Source organism: Pelagibacterium xiamenense (assembly GCF_021166475.1).
GTDB lineage: Bacteria > Pseudomonadota > Alphaproteobacteria > Rhizobiales > Devosiaceae > Pelagibacterium > Pelagibacterium xiamenense.
The window spans coordinates 448,049-465,587 of record NZ_JAJOYS010000001.1; the positions used below are offsets into that span (position 1 = coordinate 448,049).

At 64.2% G+C, this 17,539-nt stretch carries 25 protein-coding genes; 20 read left to right on the forward strand and 5 right to left on the reverse strand.

The genetic code is table 11. From position 1 onward, the window contains the following. The first annotated feature begins 93 nt into the window (after window positions 1–93). From urtC to LSG43_RS02230, 7 genes are read left to right on the forward strand one after another with little or no spacing between them, the layout of a single operon-like run. On the forward strand, window positions 94–1,320 hold the full coding sequence (gene urtC / locus LSG43_RS02200) for an urea ABC transporter permease subunit UrtC (RefSeq protein WP_231800932.1): 1,227 nt from the start codon (window positions 94–96) through the stop codon (window positions 1,318–1,320). Window positions 1,321–1,326: 6 nt separating this feature from the next. Next, on the forward strand, window positions 1,327–2,079 hold the full coding sequence (urtD, locus tag LSG43_RS02205) for an urea ABC transporter ATP-binding protein UrtD (protein WP_231800933.1): 753 nt from the start codon (window positions 1,327–1,329) through the stop codon (window positions 2,077–2,079). Window positions 2,080–2,085: 6 nt separating this feature from the next. Then, window positions 2,086–2,787 (forward strand): urea ABC transporter ATP-binding subunit UrtE, encoded by a 702-nt coding sequence (urtE, locus tag LSG43_RS02210; protein ID WP_231800935.1) that lies wholly within the window; start codon window positions 2,086–2,088, stop codon window positions 2,785–2,787. Beyond that, complete coding sequence (locus LSG43_RS02215) at window positions 2,787–3,626, forward strand: urease accessory protein UreD (protein WP_231800937.1); 840 nt, start codon at window positions 2,787–2,789, stop codon at window positions 3,624–3,626. The genes urtE and LSG43_RS02215 overlap by 1 nt, the downstream gene beginning before the upstream one ends. A gap of 16 nt (window positions 3,627–3,642) precedes the next feature. Next, window positions 3,643–3,945: an urease subunit gamma gene (locus tag LSG43_RS02220; protein WP_231800938.1), complete on the forward strand. Its 303-nt coding sequence runs from the start codon at window positions 3,643–3,645 to the stop codon at window positions 3,943–3,945. Window positions 3,946–3,957: 12 nt separating this feature from the next. Continuing rightward, on the forward strand, window positions 3,958–4,548 hold the full coding sequence (locus tag LSG43_RS02225) for a HupE/UreJ family protein (protein ID WP_231800940.1): 591 nt from the start codon (window positions 3,958–3,960) through the stop codon (window positions 4,546–4,548). Window position 4,549: 1 nt separating this feature from the next. Then, window positions 4,550–4,855 carry an urease subunit beta gene (locus LSG43_RS02230; RefSeq protein WP_231800942.1) on the forward strand — a complete coding sequence of 102 codons (306 nt, stop codon included), beginning with the start codon at window positions 4,550–4,552 and terminating at the stop codon, window positions 4,853–4,855. Between the two features lie 100 nt (window positions 4,856–4,955). On the opposite strand, the gene LSG43_RS02235 is transcribed toward LSG43_RS02230, so the two are convergent. Further along, window positions 4,956–5,504: a hypothetical protein gene (locus LSG43_RS02235; RefSeq protein WP_231800944.1), complete on the reverse strand. Its 549-nt coding sequence runs from the start codon at window positions 5,502–5,504 to the stop codon at window positions 4,956–4,958. Between the two features lie 129 nt (window positions 5,505–5,633). Between LSG43_RS02235 and ureC the strand changes: the two genes are divergently transcribed. The 8 genes from ureC to LSG43_RS02275 all read left to right on the forward strand — a co-directional run bounded on the left by ureC (window position 5,634) and on the right by LSG43_RS02275 (window position 11,437). After that, on the forward strand, window positions 5,634–7,343 hold the full coding sequence (gene ureC / locus LSG43_RS02240) for an urease subunit alpha (protein WP_231800945.1): 1,710 nt from the start codon (window positions 5,634–5,636) through the stop codon (window positions 7,341–7,343). A 235-nt stretch (window positions 7,344–7,578) separates the two neighbouring features. Next, entirely contained in the window at window positions 7,579–8,283 is a 705-nt protein-coding gene (locus LSG43_RS02245) for an AzlC family ABC transporter permease (protein WP_231800946.1), read from the forward strand. Continuing rightward, complete coding sequence (locus LSG43_RS02250; RefSeq protein WP_231800947.1) at window positions 8,280–8,606, forward strand: AzlD domain-containing protein; 327 nt, start codon at window positions 8,280–8,282, stop codon at window positions 8,604–8,606. Before LSG43_RS02245 ends, LSG43_RS02250 begins: the two co-directional genes overlap by 4 nt. A 74-nt stretch (window positions 8,607–8,680) precedes the next feature. Next, complete coding sequence (locus tag LSG43_RS02255; protein ID WP_231800949.1) at window positions 8,681–9,055, forward strand: MliC family protein; 375 nt, start codon at window positions 8,681–8,683, stop codon at window positions 9,053–9,055. A 75-nt stretch (window positions 9,056–9,130) separates the two neighbouring features. Further along, complete coding sequence (locus LSG43_RS02260; protein ID WP_231802763.1) at window positions 9,131–9,610, forward strand: urease accessory protein UreE; 480 nt, start codon at window positions 9,131–9,133, stop codon at window positions 9,608–9,610. Continuing rightward, window positions 9,603–10,283, forward strand: coding sequence for an urease accessory protein UreF (locus LSG43_RS02265; RefSeq protein ID WP_231800950.1), 681 nt, complete (start codon window positions 9,603–9,605; stop codon window positions 10,281–10,283). The genes LSG43_RS02260 and LSG43_RS02265 overlap by 8 nt, the downstream gene beginning before the upstream one ends. Next, entirely contained in the window at window positions 10,277–10,909 is a 633-nt protein-coding gene (gene ureG, locus LSG43_RS02270; RefSeq protein WP_231802765.1) for an urease accessory protein UreG, read from the forward strand. The genes LSG43_RS02265 and ureG overlap by 7 nt, the downstream gene beginning before the upstream one ends. A gap of 66 nt (window positions 10,910–10,975) precedes the next feature. Next, window positions 10,976–11,437 (forward strand): GNAT family N-acetyltransferase, encoded by a 462-nt coding sequence (locus LSG43_RS02275; protein ID WP_231800951.1) that lies wholly within the window; start codon window positions 10,976–10,978, stop codon window positions 11,435–11,437. A gap of 90 nt (window positions 11,438–11,527) precedes the next feature. On the opposite strand, the gene LSG43_RS02280 is transcribed toward LSG43_RS02275, so the two are convergent. Continuing rightward, the gene (locus tag LSG43_RS02280) at window positions 11,528–11,692 is read right to left on the reverse strand and encodes a hypothetical protein (protein ID WP_231800952.1); all 165 of its coding nucleotides are present in this window, start codon (window positions 11,690–11,692) and stop codon (window positions 11,528–11,530) included. After that, a complete protein-coding gene (locus LSG43_RS02285) occupies window positions 11,689–12,300 on the reverse strand; it encodes a LysE family translocator (RefSeq protein ID WP_231800953.1) in 612 nt (203 codons plus the stop codon). The genes LSG43_RS02280 and LSG43_RS02285 overlap by 4 nt, the downstream gene beginning before the upstream one ends. Before the next feature lie 73 nt (window positions 12,301–12,373). Here LSG43_RS02285 and LSG43_RS02290 point away from each other — a divergent pair, with 73 nt between their 5' ends. After that, window positions 12,374–12,826, forward strand: coding sequence for an Lrp/AsnC family transcriptional regulator (locus tag LSG43_RS02290; protein ID WP_231800954.1), 453 nt, complete (start codon window positions 12,374–12,376; stop codon window positions 12,824–12,826). On the opposite strand, the gene LSG43_RS02295 is transcribed toward LSG43_RS02290, so the two are convergent. Continuing rightward, window positions 12,827–13,117, reverse strand: a complete 291-nt coding sequence (locus LSG43_RS02295) for a DUF1127 domain-containing protein (RefSeq protein ID WP_231800959.1) — start codon at window positions 13,115–13,117, stop codon at window positions 12,827–12,829. Between the two features lie 196 nt (window positions 13,118–13,313). On the opposite strand from LSG43_RS02295, the gene LSG43_RS02300 reads away from it, so the two are divergent. Together LSG43_RS02300 and LSG43_RS02305 are read left to right on the forward strand one after the other, a co-directional pair. Next, window positions 13,314–14,183, forward strand: a complete 870-nt coding sequence (locus LSG43_RS02300) for a LysR family transcriptional regulator (RefSeq protein WP_231800961.1) — start codon at window positions 13,314–13,316, stop codon at window positions 14,181–14,183. Window positions 14,184–14,199: 16 nt separating this feature from the next. Further along, complete coding sequence (locus LSG43_RS02305) at window positions 14,200–14,682, forward strand: MmcB family DNA repair protein (protein ID WP_231800963.1); 483 nt, start codon at window positions 14,200–14,202, stop codon at window positions 14,680–14,682. On the opposite strand, the gene LSG43_RS02310 is transcribed toward LSG43_RS02305, so the two are convergent. Next, a complete protein-coding gene (locus LSG43_RS02310) occupies window positions 14,674–15,099 on the reverse strand; it encodes an META domain-containing protein (protein WP_231800965.1) in 426 nt (141 codons plus the stop codon). The two genes, LSG43_RS02305 and LSG43_RS02310, sit on opposite strands and share 9 nt — an antisense overlap. 144 nt (window positions 15,100–15,243) lie before the next feature. On the opposite strand from LSG43_RS02310, the gene LSG43_RS02315 reads away from it, so the two are divergent. Both LSG43_RS02315 and LSG43_RS02320 read left to right on the forward strand, forming a co-directional pair. Next, the gene (locus LSG43_RS02315; protein ID WP_231800967.1) at window positions 15,244–16,143 is read left to right on the forward strand and encodes a ribokinase; all 900 of its coding nucleotides are present in this window, start codon (window positions 15,244–15,246) and stop codon (window positions 16,141–16,143) included. After that, window positions 16,143–17,342 carry a class I SAM-dependent RNA methyltransferase gene (locus tag LSG43_RS02320; RefSeq protein WP_231800969.1) on the forward strand — a complete coding sequence of 400 codons (1,200 nt, stop codon included), beginning with the start codon at window positions 16,143–16,145 and terminating at the stop codon, window positions 17,340–17,342. Before LSG43_RS02315 ends, LSG43_RS02320 begins: the two co-directional genes overlap by 1 nt. Window positions 17,343–17,539 lie beyond the last annotated feature (197 nt).

The following is a 17,539-nucleotide window of genomic DNA, read 5'->3' on the forward strand; positions in this document are numbered from 1 at the left end:
CGCCCTGCCCCTGCAGCGCACCGCCCCGCGGAGGGTTAAGAGCGTAAAAAGGCTTCGTATCGCTTTTGGCCTTCCGGCAGGGAGCTCCGTCCAATGATCACCAAGGCCGTCCTCCGCGCGCTCGACACCAAGGCGGTAATCGTCATTTCCATCCTCGTGGCCGTCGCGATCCTCGTACCGCTCTCGAACCTGTTCCTGCCCGTCGGTCACCCCATGCGTGTGCCCAATTACCTCGTCTCGCTTTTGGGCAAATACCTCTCCTACGCCATGCTCGCCCTCGCGCTCGACCTCATCTGGGGCTATGCGGGCATCCTCTCGCTCGGCCACGGCGCCTTTTTTGCGCTCGGCGGCTATGCGATGGGCATGTACCTCATGCGCCAGATCGGCGACCGTGGCGTCTACGCCAATGCGACGCTGCCCGATTTCATGGTGTTTCTCGGCTGGCAGGACCTGCCCTGGTACTGGCAGGGCATGGACATGTTCTGGTTCGCCGCGCTGATGATTGTCTTCGTGCCCGGGCTCCTCGCCTTCGTCTTCGGCTGGTTCGCCTTCAGAAGCCGCGTGACCGGCGTCTATTTCTCGATCATCTCGCAGGCGATGGTATTTGCCCTGATGCTCGCCTTCTTCCGCAACGACATGGGCTTCGGCGGCAATAACGGGCTCACGGACTTCAAGGACATCCTCGGTGCACCGATCGCCGCGCCCGCCACCCGCGCGGCGCTGTTTTCCGCCACCGCGCTCGCGCTCGCGATATCCTTCCTCCTTTGCGCGATGGTGATCAAATCCAAGCTCGGCAAGGTGATGGTCGCCGTCCGCGACGCGGAAAGCCGCACGCGGTTCATCGGCTACCGGGTCGAGAACGTCAAACTCTTCGCCTTCACCGTCTCCGCGGTCATCGCCGGGGTGGCGGGTGCGCTCTACGTGCCGCAGGTCGGGATCATCAATCCCGGCGAATTCTCCCCGGCCAACTCCATCGAAATCGTTATCTGGACCGCCGTCGGGGGCCGCGGAACGCTCTTGGGCCCGATCATCGGTGCGATCCTCGTCAACGCCGGCAAGTCCTATTTCACGGGTGCCTTCCCCGATTTCTGGCTCTTTGCACTGGGCGGCCTGTTCGTCTTCGTCACGCTCTTCATGCCAAAGGGCATCGTCGGCGTCTTCGTTTCGGCCTGGACCGCGCTCAGGGCCCGCCGCGCTTCGGCACGCGCGCAAAAGGGCATCGGATCGGTGACCCCCGGCCCGGACGAGCCCGCCACCCCGCGCACGGCACCCGACGACGAAGCGGCCCCCCACGGCGCCGAACCCAAACCCGCGGAGTAGCCGAAAATGACATCCGAACTGGCCTCTTCGCTGCTCTATCTCGATGACGTCACCGTTTCCTTCGACGGCTTCAAGGCGCTCAACAGCCTCTCTCTCGTGGTCCAGCCCGGCGAACTACAGGCGATCATCGGCCCCAACGGTGCGGGCAAGACGACGATGATGGATATCGTCACTGGCAAGACGCGCCCGGACAAGGGCGAGGTCTATTTCGAAGGCAGGATCGACCTCACAAAAAAGGACGAGGCCGAAATCGCCAACCTGGGCATCGGGCGGAAGTTCCAAAAGCCCACCGTCTTTGAAAGCCATACGGTCTGGGACAATATCGAGCTTGCGCTCAAGAACCCCCGCGGCGTCTTCGCATCCTGGTTCTATGCACGCGGGCAGAGCGATACCGGCAGGATCGCGGAAATCCTTGAAACCGTACGGCTCACCCACCGCAAGAACGACTTCGCCGCCAACCTCTCCCACGGCCAGAAGCAATGGCTCGAGATCGGCATGCTGCTCGCGCAGGATCCCAAGTTGCTGCTCGTCGACGAGCCCGTGGCGGGGATGACCGACGCCGAGACCGAGGAAACCTCGAAGCTCCTCAAGGTCATCGCGAAAAACCACTCCGTCGTCGTCGTCGAACACGACATGAGCTTCGTGCGCGATCTCGACTGCCGCGTCACCTGCCTCGCGGAGGGCTCGGTGCTGGCTCAGGGCTCGCTTGCCCATGTGAGCGCCGACGAGAAGGTCATCGAGCGGTATCTGGGGAGATAAGAGGCCATGACCCATTTAACCGTCACCGATATCGACCTTTTCTACGGCGCTGCACAGGCCCTGCGCGGGGTCACCATCGAAGCCAGGCCCAACCGCATCACCTCGGTACTCGGCCGCAACGGCGTCGGTAAATCCTCGCTCCTGCGCGCCATTACCGGCGTCCACCCCATCGCTGCCGGCACCATCGCGCTCGATGATACGCCGCTCAAGAAATCCGCCCCCTATACCCGCGCCAGGATGGGTATCGGCTATGTGCCGCAAGGCCGCGAGATCTTCCCGCTCTTGACGGTCAGGGAAAACCTCCTCACCGGCTTCGCGCCGATCAAGCCGCGCGACCGCTCCATCCCCGAGGCGGTCTTCGAGTTGTTCCCGGTCCTCAAATCCATGCTCTCGCGCCGCGGCGGCGACCTCTCGGGCGGCCAGCAGCAGCAACTGGCAATCGGGCGCGCCATGGTGACCCGGCCCAGAGTTCTCGTGCTCGACGAACCCACCGAAGGCATCCAGCCCTCGATCATCAAGGACATCGGGCGCGCGCTGCAGTTTTTGCGCGACGAGATGGGGATGACGATTCTCCTCGTCGAGCAGTATCTCGATTTCTGCCGCGAACTGTCCGATGATATATATGTCATGGACCGCGGCGAGATCATGCACTCGGGTCCCGCAAGCGATCTCGACTTGCCCGAAGTCAAACGGCACCTGATGGTCTGATGCTGCACAAGCTCGAAACCGAAGAGACCGTACCCGGCAGTCACCAGCGTGCCTATGGGGCTGGCCGCATCGCCGCCAAGACCCGTGAAGGCGTTTCCGCGCTCGATACGCTCTATCAGGAAGGCTGCGCGAAAATCCGCGCGCCGAAGAACCACGGGGACTGGCTCGACGCGGTGCTGATCAACTCCTCGGGCGGACTGACCGGCGGCGATCGCATCGACTGGACGTGTTCGGCCGGCGAGGGTGCGCACCTTGTCGCCACAACCCAGGCCTGCGAACGCATTTATCGCTCGATCGGTGGTGCCGCCAAGGTGCGCACGACGCTCTCTGCGGGGCCGCGCGCACGCCTCGATTGGCTACCGCAGGAAACCATCCTTTTCGAAGGCGCCCGGCTCGACCGTACGCTCGCCGTCGATCTTGCGGCCGACGCCACGTTCCTCGGGCTCGAGGCGGTTATTCTCGGACGCGAGGCCTCCGGCGAAGATGCGGTTTCCGCCGCGATTTCCGACACCTGGCACGTCCGGCGCGGCGGGCATCTGATCCACGCCGAAGCCAGCCGGTTGAACGCCAATGACGCCCTGGCACGTGCCAATATCGCGCTGCTGAACGGCGCGCGGGCCTACGCGACGCTCTGCTACGTCGCGGATGACGCCGAGCGGCACATCGAAGCGCTCAAGGCTATCCTCTCGCCATTCGAAACCGCCGGCGCGAGCCGCATCGGGGAAAAAATCGTCATGCGCGCGGCTGCCCCTTCGGGCTATCGTCTGCGCAAGATCGTCATGCCGGCCATCGCGGCGCTCGCCGCGGGCAACGCGGTGCCGCGGCTCTGGACATTATAGGGGGACAAAACGGCGTATGAACCTGACACCCAGGGAAAAAGACAAACTTTTGATCGCCATGGCGGCGGTCGTCGCGCGGCGGCGGCTTGAACGCGGCGTGAAGCTCAACCACCCCGAAGCCGTCGCGCTTATCACCGATTTCGTTGTTGAGGGCGCCCGCGACGGCCGCGCCGTACCCGAGCTCATGGAAGCCGGCGCGCACGTTCTCACCCGCGACCAGGTGATGGATGGCGTCGCCGAAATGATCCACGACATCCAGGTCGAAGCCACATTCCCCGACGGCACCAAGCTCGTCACCGTCCACGATCCGATCCGCTAGGAGTTCTTTTTCATGATCAAGCGCATTGCACTTGCGGCCCTTGCCGTTCTCGCCGCCACGGCACCGGCCTTCGCCCATCTCGATCCGGCAACGCACGGATCGTTCGCCGCCGGGTTTTCGCACCCGCTCTTCGGGCTCGATCACATCCTTGCAATGGTCGCTGTGGGCCTTTGGGCGGCCAGCGTCGGTGGCCGTGCGCTCTGGGCCGTGCCGCTCGCCTTCGTTGCAACGATGGCGCTCGGCTTCGGCGCCGCGATCGCCGGCATGCCGCTGCCCTTCGTGGAGCCGGTCATTCTCGCTTCGGTGATCTTTATCGGCATCATGATCGCGCTGGCCTTGCCGATCCCAACGATCGGCGTCGCGGGCATCGTCGCGTTCTTTGCGCTCTTTCACGGTCACGCCCATGGTGGCGAACTCGGCGCGGCCGGTGCGCTCGATTTCGCCATCGGCTTCGTCATCGCCACCGCGCTGCTGCACGCAGGCGGTGTTGCGCTGGGCCTCGCCATCGCGCGGCTCATGAAGGGCCGTCATGCCAAAACGCTCATGCGCGCCGCCGGCGCTGCGACGGGCCTCGGTGGGCTCTGGCTTGCCATCGGGGGTTAAGATGATCCCCGGAGAAGTTACTCCCGCGCCCGGAGAGGTCGAACTCAACGCGGATCGTGAAGCGGTAACGCTCGAGGTCGCCAATACCGGCGACCGCCCGATCCAGGTGGGCAGTCATTACCACTTCTTTGAAACCAATGCGGGGCTCGACTTCGACCGTGAAGTGGCCCGCGGCATGCGGCTCGATATTCCCGCCGGTACCGCTGTGCGCTTCGAACCCGGCCAAACCCGTGAAGTTACATTGATCCCGATTTCAGGTGGCAGAACCGTCTACGGCTTCAACCAGAAGATCATGGGATCATTGTAGGTTTCTCATGACGGGGGGCTCTGCGTACAGGTGGACGAGGACGCAAAAAGGGCGGAGCGCCGCAGCACTCCGCCCCTGTAATCATGGTCGTTCGGTGGTGTTATGCGTCAACGAAGACCGTGACCTCACCGCCAGCAGCGGTCGAGATGCCGACCACGTCGGTTTCCGCATAACCCTCGGCTTCAAGAGCCGCCATCAGTTCGGCGTTGGCCGAAACGGCGTCATGAAGCGCGGCAAGGTTTGCTTCGGCCGCGGTGTGGGCTTCGGTCACCGCGCTCATGTCGGCGGCTTCACCCTGGGACAGCTCGGAAAGGGCCACGATTTCAAAGCTCGTGGCGGTTTCGAGCATGGGCAACGCACCCGCCGCACCTTCAATGGCCGCGACAGCATCGTCATAGCTGTGGCTCACAGAGCCGGTGGCGTCGGCTTCAACATCGGCTCCAATACCGCTGTCGTCACCCGAAGCGCCGGCTTCGGCGTCCACACCGACGTTGGCGTCGACACCAGCGTCGACATTGGAGTCTTGAGCGACAGTGACGCTTGCATCCGCACCGGCGTCAGCGTCCGTGTTAAGGCCTGCAGCCTGAATTGCGAGCGGCGCCGAAAGGGTCAGCGCGGTGCCAAGAGCAAGAACAGAAAGCTTTTTCATCGGAATATCCTCCGTTTCAGGTTGGGTTCTACCGCCCCTCTGGAGGTTAGAAACGTCGCCGGTGCGATCTGGTTTCAAGGCAATTTTGTGGCAGTGCCCGATATGCCCATAAGAGTGAGGAAATAAGTCATGCCTGCCAAAATCTCCCGCGCTTTATATGCAGACATGTATGGGCCCACCACCGGCGACAAGGTCAGGCTTGCCGATACTGAGCTCGTTATCGAAGTCGAAAAGGACCTCACCACCTATGGCGAGGAGGTGAAGTTCGGCGGCGGCAAGGTGATCCGCGATGGCATGGGGCAATCTCAGGTCACGCGCGCCGAAGGGGCCGTCGATACCGTCATCACCAACGCCCTGATCCTCGATCACTCAGGGATCTATAAGGCCGACATCGGATTGAAAGACGGGCTCATCGCCGCCATCGGCAAGGCGGGCAACCCCGACACGCAGCCCGGCGTCACCATCATCATCGGCCCGACAACGGAAATTATCGCCGGCGAAGGCAAGATCGTCACCGCCGGCGGCTTCGATTCCCACATCCACTTCATCTGCCCCCAGCAGATCGAGGAAGCGCTCATGAGCGGGGTTACGACCATGCTCGGCGGCGGCACCGGGCCGGCGCACGGTACGCTGGCGACCACCTGCACCGGCGCCTGGCACATCGAGCGCATGATCGAAAGCTTTGACGCCTTCCCCATGAATCTGGCGCTCGCGGGCAAGGGCAACGCCTCGCTCCCCGCTCCGCTCGAGGAGATGGTTCTTGCAGGCGCCTCGAGCCTCAAGCTGCACGAGGACTGGGGCACGACCCCTGCCGCCATCGACAACTGCCTCTCGGTTGCCGACGCCTTCGATGTGCAGGTGATGATCCATACCGACACGCTCAACGAATCCGGCTTTGTCGAAGATACGGTCGCCGCTTTCAAGGGCCGCACGATCCATGCGTTCCATACCGAAGGCGCCGGGGGCGGGCACGCACCCGACATCATCAAGGTGGCGAGCTTCAATAACGTCATTCCCTCCTCGACCAACCCCACGCGCCCCTATACCCGCAACACCATCGCCGAACATCTCGATATGCTGATGGTTTGCCATCACCTGGACCCGGCGATCCCCGAGGACGTTGCGTTCGCCGAAAGCCGCATCCGCAAGGAAACGATCGCGGCCGAAGACATCCTCCACGATATGGGCGCGTTCTCGATCATCGCGTCCGACAGTCAGGCCATGGGCCGCGTCGGCGAAGTGCTCATCCGCACCTGGCAGACTGCCGACAAGATGAAGCGCCAGCGCGGCCGGCTGCCCGAGGAAACCGGCGACAACGACAATGCGCGCGCCCGGCGCTACATCGCCAAATATACCATCAACCCCGCCATAACCCACGGCGTCAGCGCCCATGTCGGCTCCATCGAAACCGGAAAGCGCGCCGACATCGTCGTTTGGAACCCTGCCTTTTTCGGCGTGAAGCCCGATATGGTGCTACTCGGCGGTTCGATCGCCGCCGCCCCGATGGGCGACCCCAACGCCTCGATCCCCACCCCGCAGCCCATGCACTACCGCCCCATGTTCGCAGCCTATGGCAAGCTCAGGACCAACTCTTCGGTCACCTTCGTCTCCCGGGCCGCGGCCGAGGCGGGGTTGCGCGACCGGCTGGGCGTCGCCAAGAAACTCGTGGCGGTCGAAAATACCCGCGGTGGCATCTCCAAGGCGTCGATGATCCACAACAGCGCTACGCCCCACATCGACGTCGACCCGGAAACCTACGAGGTGCGCGCCGATGGAGAACTTCTGACCTGCGAGCCCGCCGACGTTCTACCCATGGCGCAGCGCTACTTCCTGTTTTAGGAACCGCGCTCGACATCTTGCTGCTCGCGGCACGGCAAGTCGGGGTCGCGGAAGATGCAAGCGCCGATGACTTGCCAGTGCGGCTCGGCGAATCTTGCCGCTTGCCGTACCTCGCGCGCCTATGATCCCGAGGGGCGGTTACCAGGCGATCAATCCTCTCTAAAACAGTAAGTCTGTGCGCAACCTTCAAACTTGGTTATACCTCAAGCGCGCAAATTCTTACATCGACAGCCCCATGCCCACCCCATCCGCCACTTTCCGCGCCGGTTTCCGCGAATCCCTGCCCATAACGCTGGGGTATTTCCCCATCGGCATTTCCTTCGGCATCGCCGCCGCGCGGGCAGGGCTGTCCCCGCTCGAGGCGGTATTTGTATCCGCCGTAATCTACGCAGGCGCGGCGCAGTTTCTCGCCCTGGCGCTGTTGACCGGCGGCGCGCCGGTGATCGTTTCCGCGCTGTCGGTGCTGGCGATGAACCTTCGCCACGTGCTCTATGGCCCCGCCATCCTCGAAGCCGCAAAGGAGAGGGCCGCCACCCGGTTCTCCTGGCTTTGGGGCGGTTGGCTGTCCGACGGCGCCTTCGGCGCGGCCATTGTCGGGGTCAGCCGGTCGAAAGAGAATTTTTCCGAGCGCTGGATGCTGGGGCTCGGGATTGGGCCCTACTTCTCCTGGGCGGCCGGAACGGGTACCGGGGCGATTTTCGGGGGCGGCGCGGTCGAGGATTTTCCCGCGGTCGATGCCGCTCTCGGTTTCCTGCTGCCCGCGCTGTTCCTCGCCATGCTGCTTGCGGTGCTTTCGCGCAAGCAACTGGCCGTAATCATCGCTTCTGTCATTGTCACCATCCCGGCCAGCCTCGTGTTCTCGACCACGGTTGGCATCGTGGCGGGCATGATCGCCGGCTCGCTGGTGGGTCTCGTCCGCATCAGAGGGCTCGAACGATGAACGCCGACCTTGTCATCATCACGCTCATCGTCGGCATTGGTACGTGGGTCTTCCGCGTTCTGCCCACCAAGATCGATTTGACCGCGGGACGGCCCGGCGGACCGGTAAGCCGCTTCCTCGCCGCGACCGGCCCTGCCGCCATCGCAGCGCTTTTCGCGGTCTCGTTCCTGCCCATGCTCGAGCCGGACATGACCGTCCTCGCCCCCGTCGCCATCGGCATCGCCGCGACCGTCGCCGGCTTTGCCTTTCGGCGCGACGTCGCCCTCGCCACCGTCTTCGGCGCCATCGCATACGGGCTCGCCTACGCGCTGATCGCAATGTGAACGCCCGTCATTCTCGTTCCGCAAAGCCGGTGCTAGACTCCCCAAAGGTGATTTGCATCCCGGGAGACCCGCAGATGACGTTCAAAACCCTTGCCCTTGCCGCCGCCGCGACGCTTATGGCCACCCCGGTCTTCGCCGTCGATACCTCCATGCAGCTCGTTCTTGAGCTCGAAGGCAACGCGCAGCGCGACGTTGTCCGCTATACCTGCGACGGTCTTGAAGAGACGCTTACGGTCGAATATGTCAACGCCCACCCGATCTTCCTCGCGCTCGTTCCCATCGAGGGCGAAAAGCTGATTTTCGTCAACGTCATCTCCGGTTCCGGCGCCCGCTATGCGTCGGGCCAGTACGTCTGGTGGACGACGGGCAACGAGGCGCAGCTGATCGACGAGATGGCAGAGGAGGATGCCGAGCCGGCCTCCTGCATCGCGGCGACCGACACCCCCTGACGGGACTTGCCCGCTGGCACGCTTCCTGCTTGGATCGGGCGACTGAAAATGCCGATCCGGAAAGGGTCATCCGCCATGCGCGCCATCGATCACGATCACAAGGGCCACGCCCGCGGCGAGCCGTTCGGCGTCGCCGTACTCGCCCATGACGAGCGCGCCATCCGCCGCAGGCTCATAACGCTCACCGGCGGCGAGGAGGTGCTCGTCGACTTGCCGCGAACTGTCGCGCTCGAGACCGGCGACGTTTTGGTGCTCGAGAATGGCCGCATCGTCGAGATCGTCGCCGCCGCGGAAAACCTCTACGAGATTACCGGCCGCGACACGCTCCACATCATGGAACTGTGCTGGCACATCGGCAACCGGCACCTGCCGTGCCAGATCGAGGGCGAGGCGCACGGCCCAAAGCGCATTCTGATCGGCCGCGATCACGTCATACGGGATATGCTCGAGGGCCTTGGCGCGACCGTCCGCGAAATTGTCGAACCCTTCTCGCCTGTGCGCGGCGCCTACTCGGGCGGGGAAGGCCACCACCATCATCATCACCACCATGACTGAAACGGCCGCGCTTGTCCGGCTTCTGACCTGGCTCTCCCCGGCCTTCCCCATCGGCGGCTTTGCCTATAGCCAGGGGCTTGAAACCGCGATCGCCGCGCAACGCATTACGACCATCGGCGATGTAAGGGCGTGGCTCGAAGGTCAACTTCACGCCGGCCCGGTGCGCAACGATGCCGCTTTTGTAGGCATCGCTGCCCGCGCCTTGGTCAATGACGATGTGGACGCGGTGCGCGCAGCCAACGCTCTCGCCCTCGCGCTGCAGAGTTCCGTCGAACGCGACAAGGAAACGCGCGAGCAGGCGCGGTCCTTCCTCGACGCCGCAAGCGCCTGGCCCGTCGACGTGCCGGCGCGCCTGGCCGAAACGCTCGCCGCACCCATGGCCCTGCCCGTCGCAGTGGGCGCGATGGCCGGCCTGCACCGAATCGATGCTGCATCCGCCATCGCCGGTTTCGTCAATGCGTATGCCGGCCAGCAAATCTCCGTCGCCATCCGTCTTGTGCCGCTCGGGCAGACCGAAGGCGTCACACTGCAGGCTGCGCTCGAATCCAAAATCGCAGCACTTGCCGACTGGGCCTTAGGGGCGCAGATTTCCGATATCGGATCGCTCGCCTATGGCACCGATATTGCAAGCCTCAAGCACGAAGACTTGCCAGTAAGGATATTTCGATCATGAGCAAGAACGGACCTTTGCGCGTCGGCATCGGCGGCCCTGTGGGGTCGGGCAAGACGACCCTGACCGAAAAGCTCTGCAAGGCCATGCGCGAGCATTATTCGGTTGGTGTGATCACCAACGACATTTACACGAAAGAGGACGCCATGATGCTGGCGCGGCTCCAGGCGTTGCCCGAGGAACGCGTCATCGGAGTGGAAACCGGCGGCTGTCCGCACACCGCTATTCGCGAAGACGCCTCGATCAACCTGCGTGCCATAGCCGAACTCAACGCTCGTATTCCGGACCTCGACATCGTCTTCATCGAATCGGGCGGCGACAATCTCGCGGCGACCTTCTCACCCGATCTCGCCGATCTGACGCTCTATGTCGTTTCCGTCTGCCAGGGCGAGGAGATCCCGCGCAAGGGCGGTCCGGGCATTACCCGCTCGGACATGTTGGTGATCAACAAGGCCGATCTCGCACCATATGTCGAGGTCGATCTCGCGGTGATGGACGCTGACGCCCGCCGCGGACGATCCGGCAAGCCGCACGTCTTCACCGACCTAAAGCGCGGCAAGGGCGTCGACGAGATCGTCGCCTTCCTCGAAAAGCATGGCGGGCTGGTGCGGGCGGAACTTGCACTCTAAGCCCCTGTTCCGGGCCCGGCGACAGCCTTAAGTTCGCCGTCAAAACCTGCTAATCTGCCGTGCATTATGAGCGGCCCCCTGCGCATGCGGCGCGATCTCACGCGCCCTTTCCCCGAGCCGGTTTGGCCCGATGGCATCGTGCTCGTGCCGTTTTCGGAGACGATGGCCGAGGAACTCCACGCGGTCATGCTCGACGGATATGCACCGAACGGCCATGCCGTGCCGCCCTATGCCGACTGGCGTGCACGGCTCTTGTCGGACCCCGAATACGACGCCGAACTGATCTTCGTCGCCCAGGCCGCCGACGGCGGGCTGGTGGGACTCGCTCATTGCTGGAATTCGGGCTTTCTCAAGGACCTCGTCGTCGCGCCGGACTGGCGCCGCAGAGGCATCGGCGAAGCCCTCCTCCTGCGCAGCTTCGAAGCTTGCAGAAATCGCTATCATCCCCATCTCGACCTCAAAGTCGATCGGGCCAACGAAAGCGCCATCCGCTTTTATAAAAAGCGCGGCATGGTTCCCCTTCAATAATAGTAGAATCATTCCGGTGGATGTGGAGTCGTTGCGTCAGTGCACCAGACACGCCGCGTCCCCCCGTCCTCCGCCCCATGCGGCGGCGTCTCAAGGTGCCATCCGCAACTCCACCGCCTCGGGCGAAATGACGAATCCCGACGCGCTCACCGCCGCGAACCGCACATTGCCTTCGGCACGCGGGTCAACGTTCTCAACTGCGGCAACGGCGAAAACCTGACTGTCGCCGATGTGTGTCTGGGCGTTACCGGTCAAGCCGCGCGCGTGCCGAACAGGATCGGTCCGATCGCCGCGACGAGCAGCAGCGCAGCCGTGATATTGAACGCGCGGGCATAGCCCGGCTGCACGAGAAAGCGCCGCAGGACCGTTCCGCAGGCCGCCCAGGCGGACACGCAGGGTATCGCAACCAGCGCCATGATGACGGCGGCAACGCCGACATTGGCCAGGTAGTCGGCGGCGGGCAGATAGGCCGCCGCCGCGCTCGTCGTGATTGCCCATGCCTTCGGATTGACCCACTGAAATGCCGCCGCCCCCGCAAACCCGACGGGTGGCCGGTCCTCCGCTGCCGGGCGCACTGGGCCGCTGCGCGCGATCTTTATCGCAAGCCACAACAGGTACACCGACCCGCAGATGCGCAGCACATCGTGCAAGGCGGGCACTGCGTCAAAAATCGCACCCAGGCCCAGCCCTATGGCAAGAAGCTGCAGCGCCACGCCTAGTGCGATGCCTGCAACCAGCGGCATCGAGCGCCAAAGCCCGACCCGAACACCCGAGGTGAGCGCCATGGTGTTGTTGGGCCCGGGCGTGCCGCTCATGACGATGCAGAACGCAAGGTAGGGGAGGAGGATAGCGGGTTCGATCATGCACGCAATATTAGCGACGGGCACACGCTACAGGATTGCGTTCTGATCGCCAGACGGGCTAATTGTGCAACTTATGGTGAAACTGGATGCAATCGACGAACATATATTGCGTGAGCTGCGGCGCGACGCGCGGCAGCCCAACGTGCATCTCGCCGACCGCGTGGGGCTCTCGCCCTCCGCCTGTCTCCGGCGCGTGCAGGAACTCGAGCGCTCCGGTGTCATAAAGGGCTACCGCGCCCGCATCGACCGCACCCGCGTCGGCGGCGGCTTTCTCGCCTACATCGCCGTAGGCCTTTCTGATCACACGAAGGTCAGCCAGGAGGCCTTCGAGCGGGCAATCGCCCGCGCCCCCGAAGTCGTCGAATGCCACAACATCACCGGCACGGTGGAATATCTGCTGCGCGTCGAAGTCGCCGATATCGCGGCCTACAAGTTTTTCCATACCGACGTCCTCGGCACCCTCCCGCAGGTTACGGCGATTACGACCTATGTGGTGATGGGCTCGCCCAAGGATGAGCGGGGGTGATCATGCGGCCTCCTTCCGTCCCTCGCTGCATGTCTCCGCCGGTGTGTGCCGTCCGGCACTGCGTAGCGCGAATTTCACGGGCTTGCGGATGTCCTCGCCGTAATACGCCCTGACGATTTGATAGAGCGGAATCGTTCCGCCGTGCCGCGCCGCGGTGCGGCTGACTTCGCGCAGGTCGAGATCGGCCAGTCCGACATCGGCCAGAAGGGTACGATCGAGCCCCTGCAGTCTTTGGTAGGTTTTGCGATAGGCCCGCCATAGGGCAAGCCGAGCCAGAATGATCCTGAGCATCGGAACTCCTAGGATGCCGGCGAAAACCGATCGCGAAATAGGGAGGTGGTCCCGGTCGCCGGCTATTGTGTGAATGAAAAGGACAAACGCACCGCCGATCCGCAGGGGTGGTAGGTGCACGTTTGGAGTTTGCCAAATGGACGAGCCGCATGATACGACCGGGATCGCAACTGGTTTTTCAAAAATGCAATAACCGATGGATTGGGACGATCTCCGCCTGTTTCTGGCCGTAAGCAGGCTTGGCGGCCTGTCGGCAGCCCGTACCGCAACCGGTTTGTCGGCGGCAACGCTAGGGCGGCGGATCACCGCGCTCGAGCGGCGCGTCGGCGTGCCGCTCTTTACCCGCTTGCAGACGGGTTACCGGATGACGGCGGCCGGCGAGGAGCTGTTCGGGGTCGCAGAGGAGGTCGAGCGCGCCATGGTCGCGGTCGAGCGCTGGAAAGAGGGCGCGCAGTCCCAGCGCGCGATCCGCGTTTCGGCCGGCAATTGGACCACGGACTTTCTCGCGCGCCACATCCGCTCCCTCTGGCGCCCGGGCGAGCCAGCGATCGAGTTTGTCGCCGCCAATGCGAGGATCGATATCGGTCACCGCGCCGCCGATATCGGCGTTCGCAATGCACGGCCCGAGGATACCGCGCTGGCCGGACGCCGCATCGGCTCGGTCGCCTATGCGCTTTACGGTGCAGTCGATCTCGACGCGGACGCGGAAACGGCGGTCGTCGGGCTTTCGGGCGATACCTCGACGACGCCCTCGGCGCGGTGGCTCAGCGCCACGCATGGCCGCCGCATCGTCCTGAAGGGCAACAGCGTTTACGCCGTGCGCGAACTCGTCGCCGAGGGCGCGGGCATATCGGTGTTGCCCTGTTTTGCCGGCGACGCCGACCCGCGGCTCAAACGCGCGAGCGAACTGATCGACGCGCTGACGACCGAGCAATGGCTCGTCGCGCATCACGACGAACGCCATACCCCCGCCATTCGCCAGACGCTCGAACGCATCGCCGCGCTGATGACCGAGCATGCCCCGCTCATTGCCGGCGCCCGGCCCGGTTTCGCGATTGCCCGATGAGGCGTAAACTGACCCCATGAGCGATTCCGAGCCCGCCCCCGTCCTTGTCGACGGCCGTCAGTCCGCAACCGCGCTGCGCGTCCAGCGCGGGGTCATGCGCTTCTTGCGCGGTGTGCACGATATGGCGTGTTATGCCGAAGTCCCGCTGACCAACGGTCGGCGCGCCGACGTACTGGGGGTCGGGCCCAAGGGCGAGATCTGGATTGTCGAGATCAAATCCTCGGTCCAGGATTTCCGCGTCGACGCCAAATGGCACGAATACCACGCATTCTGTGATCGCTTCTTTTTCTGCAAGCCACCCGAACTCGACGACATCTTCCCGCACGCCGAGGGTCTGATGGTCGCCGACGGCCATGACGGCGCGATCCTGCGTCCTGCCCCGCTCGACACCATGGCCGGCGCGCGGCGCAAGGCCCTGATGCTCAAGCTCGCGCGCATGGGCGCCGACCGGGTCCACGGGCTGATGGACCCCGGACCGGGCCAGACGCCCCTAGTCTGAGGCCGGCACGAGCACCGCAAGCGTTTCATCGCCGTCGTCAAGCAACGTTAGCGTGTCGCCTTCGAGCGAGAAGCCGGCTGCGGCCTCGAGCGCGTCGAAAAACGCCCGCTCTTGCTCCATCTTGGGTGGCTCGCAAGCCATCATGGTGGAAAAGACCTCGGAGATGTCGAGCCCGGCTTCGCCCTTGAACGTCACCGAGCCGCCAAAGACGTTGCACCCGCCGTTCCCGCCGATGTCGTTTTCCTCACCGAAATTGAGCGTGGCGGTGGCGCCTTCGGGCGTCTGGGCGCCCCCGAGGGAGGAAAGGGACCAGTGGGTGCCGACGAGCGGATGAATGTCCGCGCTCCTGGAAAGCGCAACCCCGGCAAAAAGCGCCGCTGCGATGCCGGCCATTCCGAAAATTGCAATTGCCTTCATGTGCCAGTTCTCCTGGATCGGGATAGCGTTGCTGGCGTCATGCCATCCCGCCAATGAACCGCGCCTGAACGCGCCACGCTTGAAAACGTTTGGACTGCGCGCGGCCACTCTGGCACAAGAACCCAAAAAACGGGGGAACGGAAAATGATTGTTGTTTACGGGTCCATCAATATCGACCTCATCGGCCACGCGCCGTCGCTCATGCGGCCCGGCGAGACGGTTCTGGGCTCGACGCTCGAATTCGCGCCCGGCGGCAAGGGCGCGAATCAGGCGCTTGCCGCTGCACGCGCCGGCGCCGGGGTGAAAATGGTCGGCTGCATCGGTGAGGACGAATTCGCCGGCCGGGCGCTTGCGCTCCTGCGCGAAGCAGAGATCGACCTCTCGTTCGTCCGCCGCATGGACCGTCATACCGGTGTGGCCATGATCGTCGTGGACGACGCGGGCGAGAACATGATTACCGTGCTTCCGGGTGCCAACAGCCGCCTGAGCGCCACAGCGCTCGACCAGGCTGGGATCACCGCCGAGGACACCCTCCTGCTCCAGCTTGAAACCCCGCTCGAAGGCGTTGCTGCTGCGGCGGCGCGCGCAAGGGCGGCCGGCGCAATGGTCGTCCTCAATCTTGCGCCCTATCGCGATTTCCCGCGGGACCTGCTCAAGGACGTTTCGGTGCTCGTCGTCAACGAAGGCGAAATGGCCGGGCTGCTCGAAAAGCTCGATGCTCCCGAAATGGCGCCGGAAAAGGCCGTCGCCTGGCTGTCTGAAACGCTCGATCTCACGGTCGTCGCGACACTCGGTGGCAAGGGCGCCATTGCGTGCGAGGCGGGTGACATCGTCAAGGTGCCGGCTTTGAAGATCACCCCGGTCGACACCGTGGGCGCCGGCGATACCTTCGTGGGTTACCTCGCCGCCGGGCTCGCTGAGGGCAGGGCCCTTAAATCCGCTCTCGAACTCGCGGCAACCGCGGCCGGCCTCGCGTGCCTTAAGCCAGGCGCCCAGCCAGCGATCCCCGAGCGTGACCTCGTTGACGAGAAGCTGGCCGGCTGATGCCCCAGGTGAAGACGCTCGAAATCTCGGCACTCGGTCATCGCGGCGAAGGCGTCGCGCTTATCGATACGAACCGCGTCTTCATCCCTTTCACACTGCCGGGCGAGACCGTCAGAGCCGAAATCGACGGCAATCGCGGCCGCCTCGTTGAACTGCTGGCCGCAAGTCCAGACCGCATCGCCGCGTCATGCCCGCATTTCGGCGCCTGCGGCGGGTGCCAGGTGCAACACCTCACGGACGTCGAGTATCGCACGTGGAAGCGCGGACTGGTCACGAGCCAACTCGAGCGCGCCGGGATCGTGGCAGAGGTTGCCGATGTGGTCCCGGCCCACGGCGCCGGCCGCCGCCGCGCCACGCTGCACGCGACCAAGACCGGTGCAGGGTTCATGAGCCTGCGTAGTCACGACATCCGCCTGCTCGATGCCTGCCCGATCCTCGTCCCCGCACTTGCTGCCGCACCGCAGATCGCCACCGCCATAGCGGCCGCCATCGGTCCGTGCGACGTATCTTTTACAGCGACCGATCTGGGGCTCGATGCCGCGATATCGGGCAAGGGCATAAAACCCAATGCCGAACTGACCAGAACCGCCGCGCGGTATGATCTCGCCCGCGTCGCCATAAACGGCGAGGTCGTGCTCAACTACCGTGTACCCACGATCCGCATGGGCGAGGCCGACGTCCCCATCCCGCCCGGCAGCTTCCTGCAGGCCACTTCCCTGGCCGAAGAAACGCTCGCCGGCCTCGTGATCGAAGCGGCAAAGGGCGCGAAATCCATCGCCGACCTCTTTTGCGGCGTCGGCCCTTTCGCCCTGCGGCTCGCCGGGCGCTCGGCGGTCTACGCTGCGGACAGCGACGCCCCCGCCATCGCCGCCCTCGATGCGGCGCACCGCAAGACCAAGGGGCTCAAGGCGGTCACGGCGGAAAAGCGCGACCTCTTTCGTGATCCGATGTCTCCCTTCGAGCTCAACCGCTTCGATACGGTTATCATTGATCCCCCGCGCGCCGGCGCAAGGGCGCAGGCTAGAGAACTCGCCGGCACGAAAGTTGCACGCGTCGTCTATGTCTCGTGCGACCCCCAGAGTTTCGCGCGGGACGCCGCCATCCTCGTCGCCGGCGGATATCGCATGGGCAGGGTGACGCCGGTCGACCAGTTTCTCCACAGTGCGCATGTCGAACTCTTGGCGGTTTTCAGCCGCTGATGCACGCGGGTGCATTACGCGCTTGTCAAATATGACAATATTGTCACAATGGGTCCTGCCACTGACGCAAAAATGCGCAGTGACCGACGTTCGGATTGCGGCGTGGAGGAGGAGCCGAAGGGAGGGCATCGATTGATTGCCGAAATGCGCCACGGCCGTTGCGGCGGGCGTTTTCACGGTCATGCAATCATCACGAT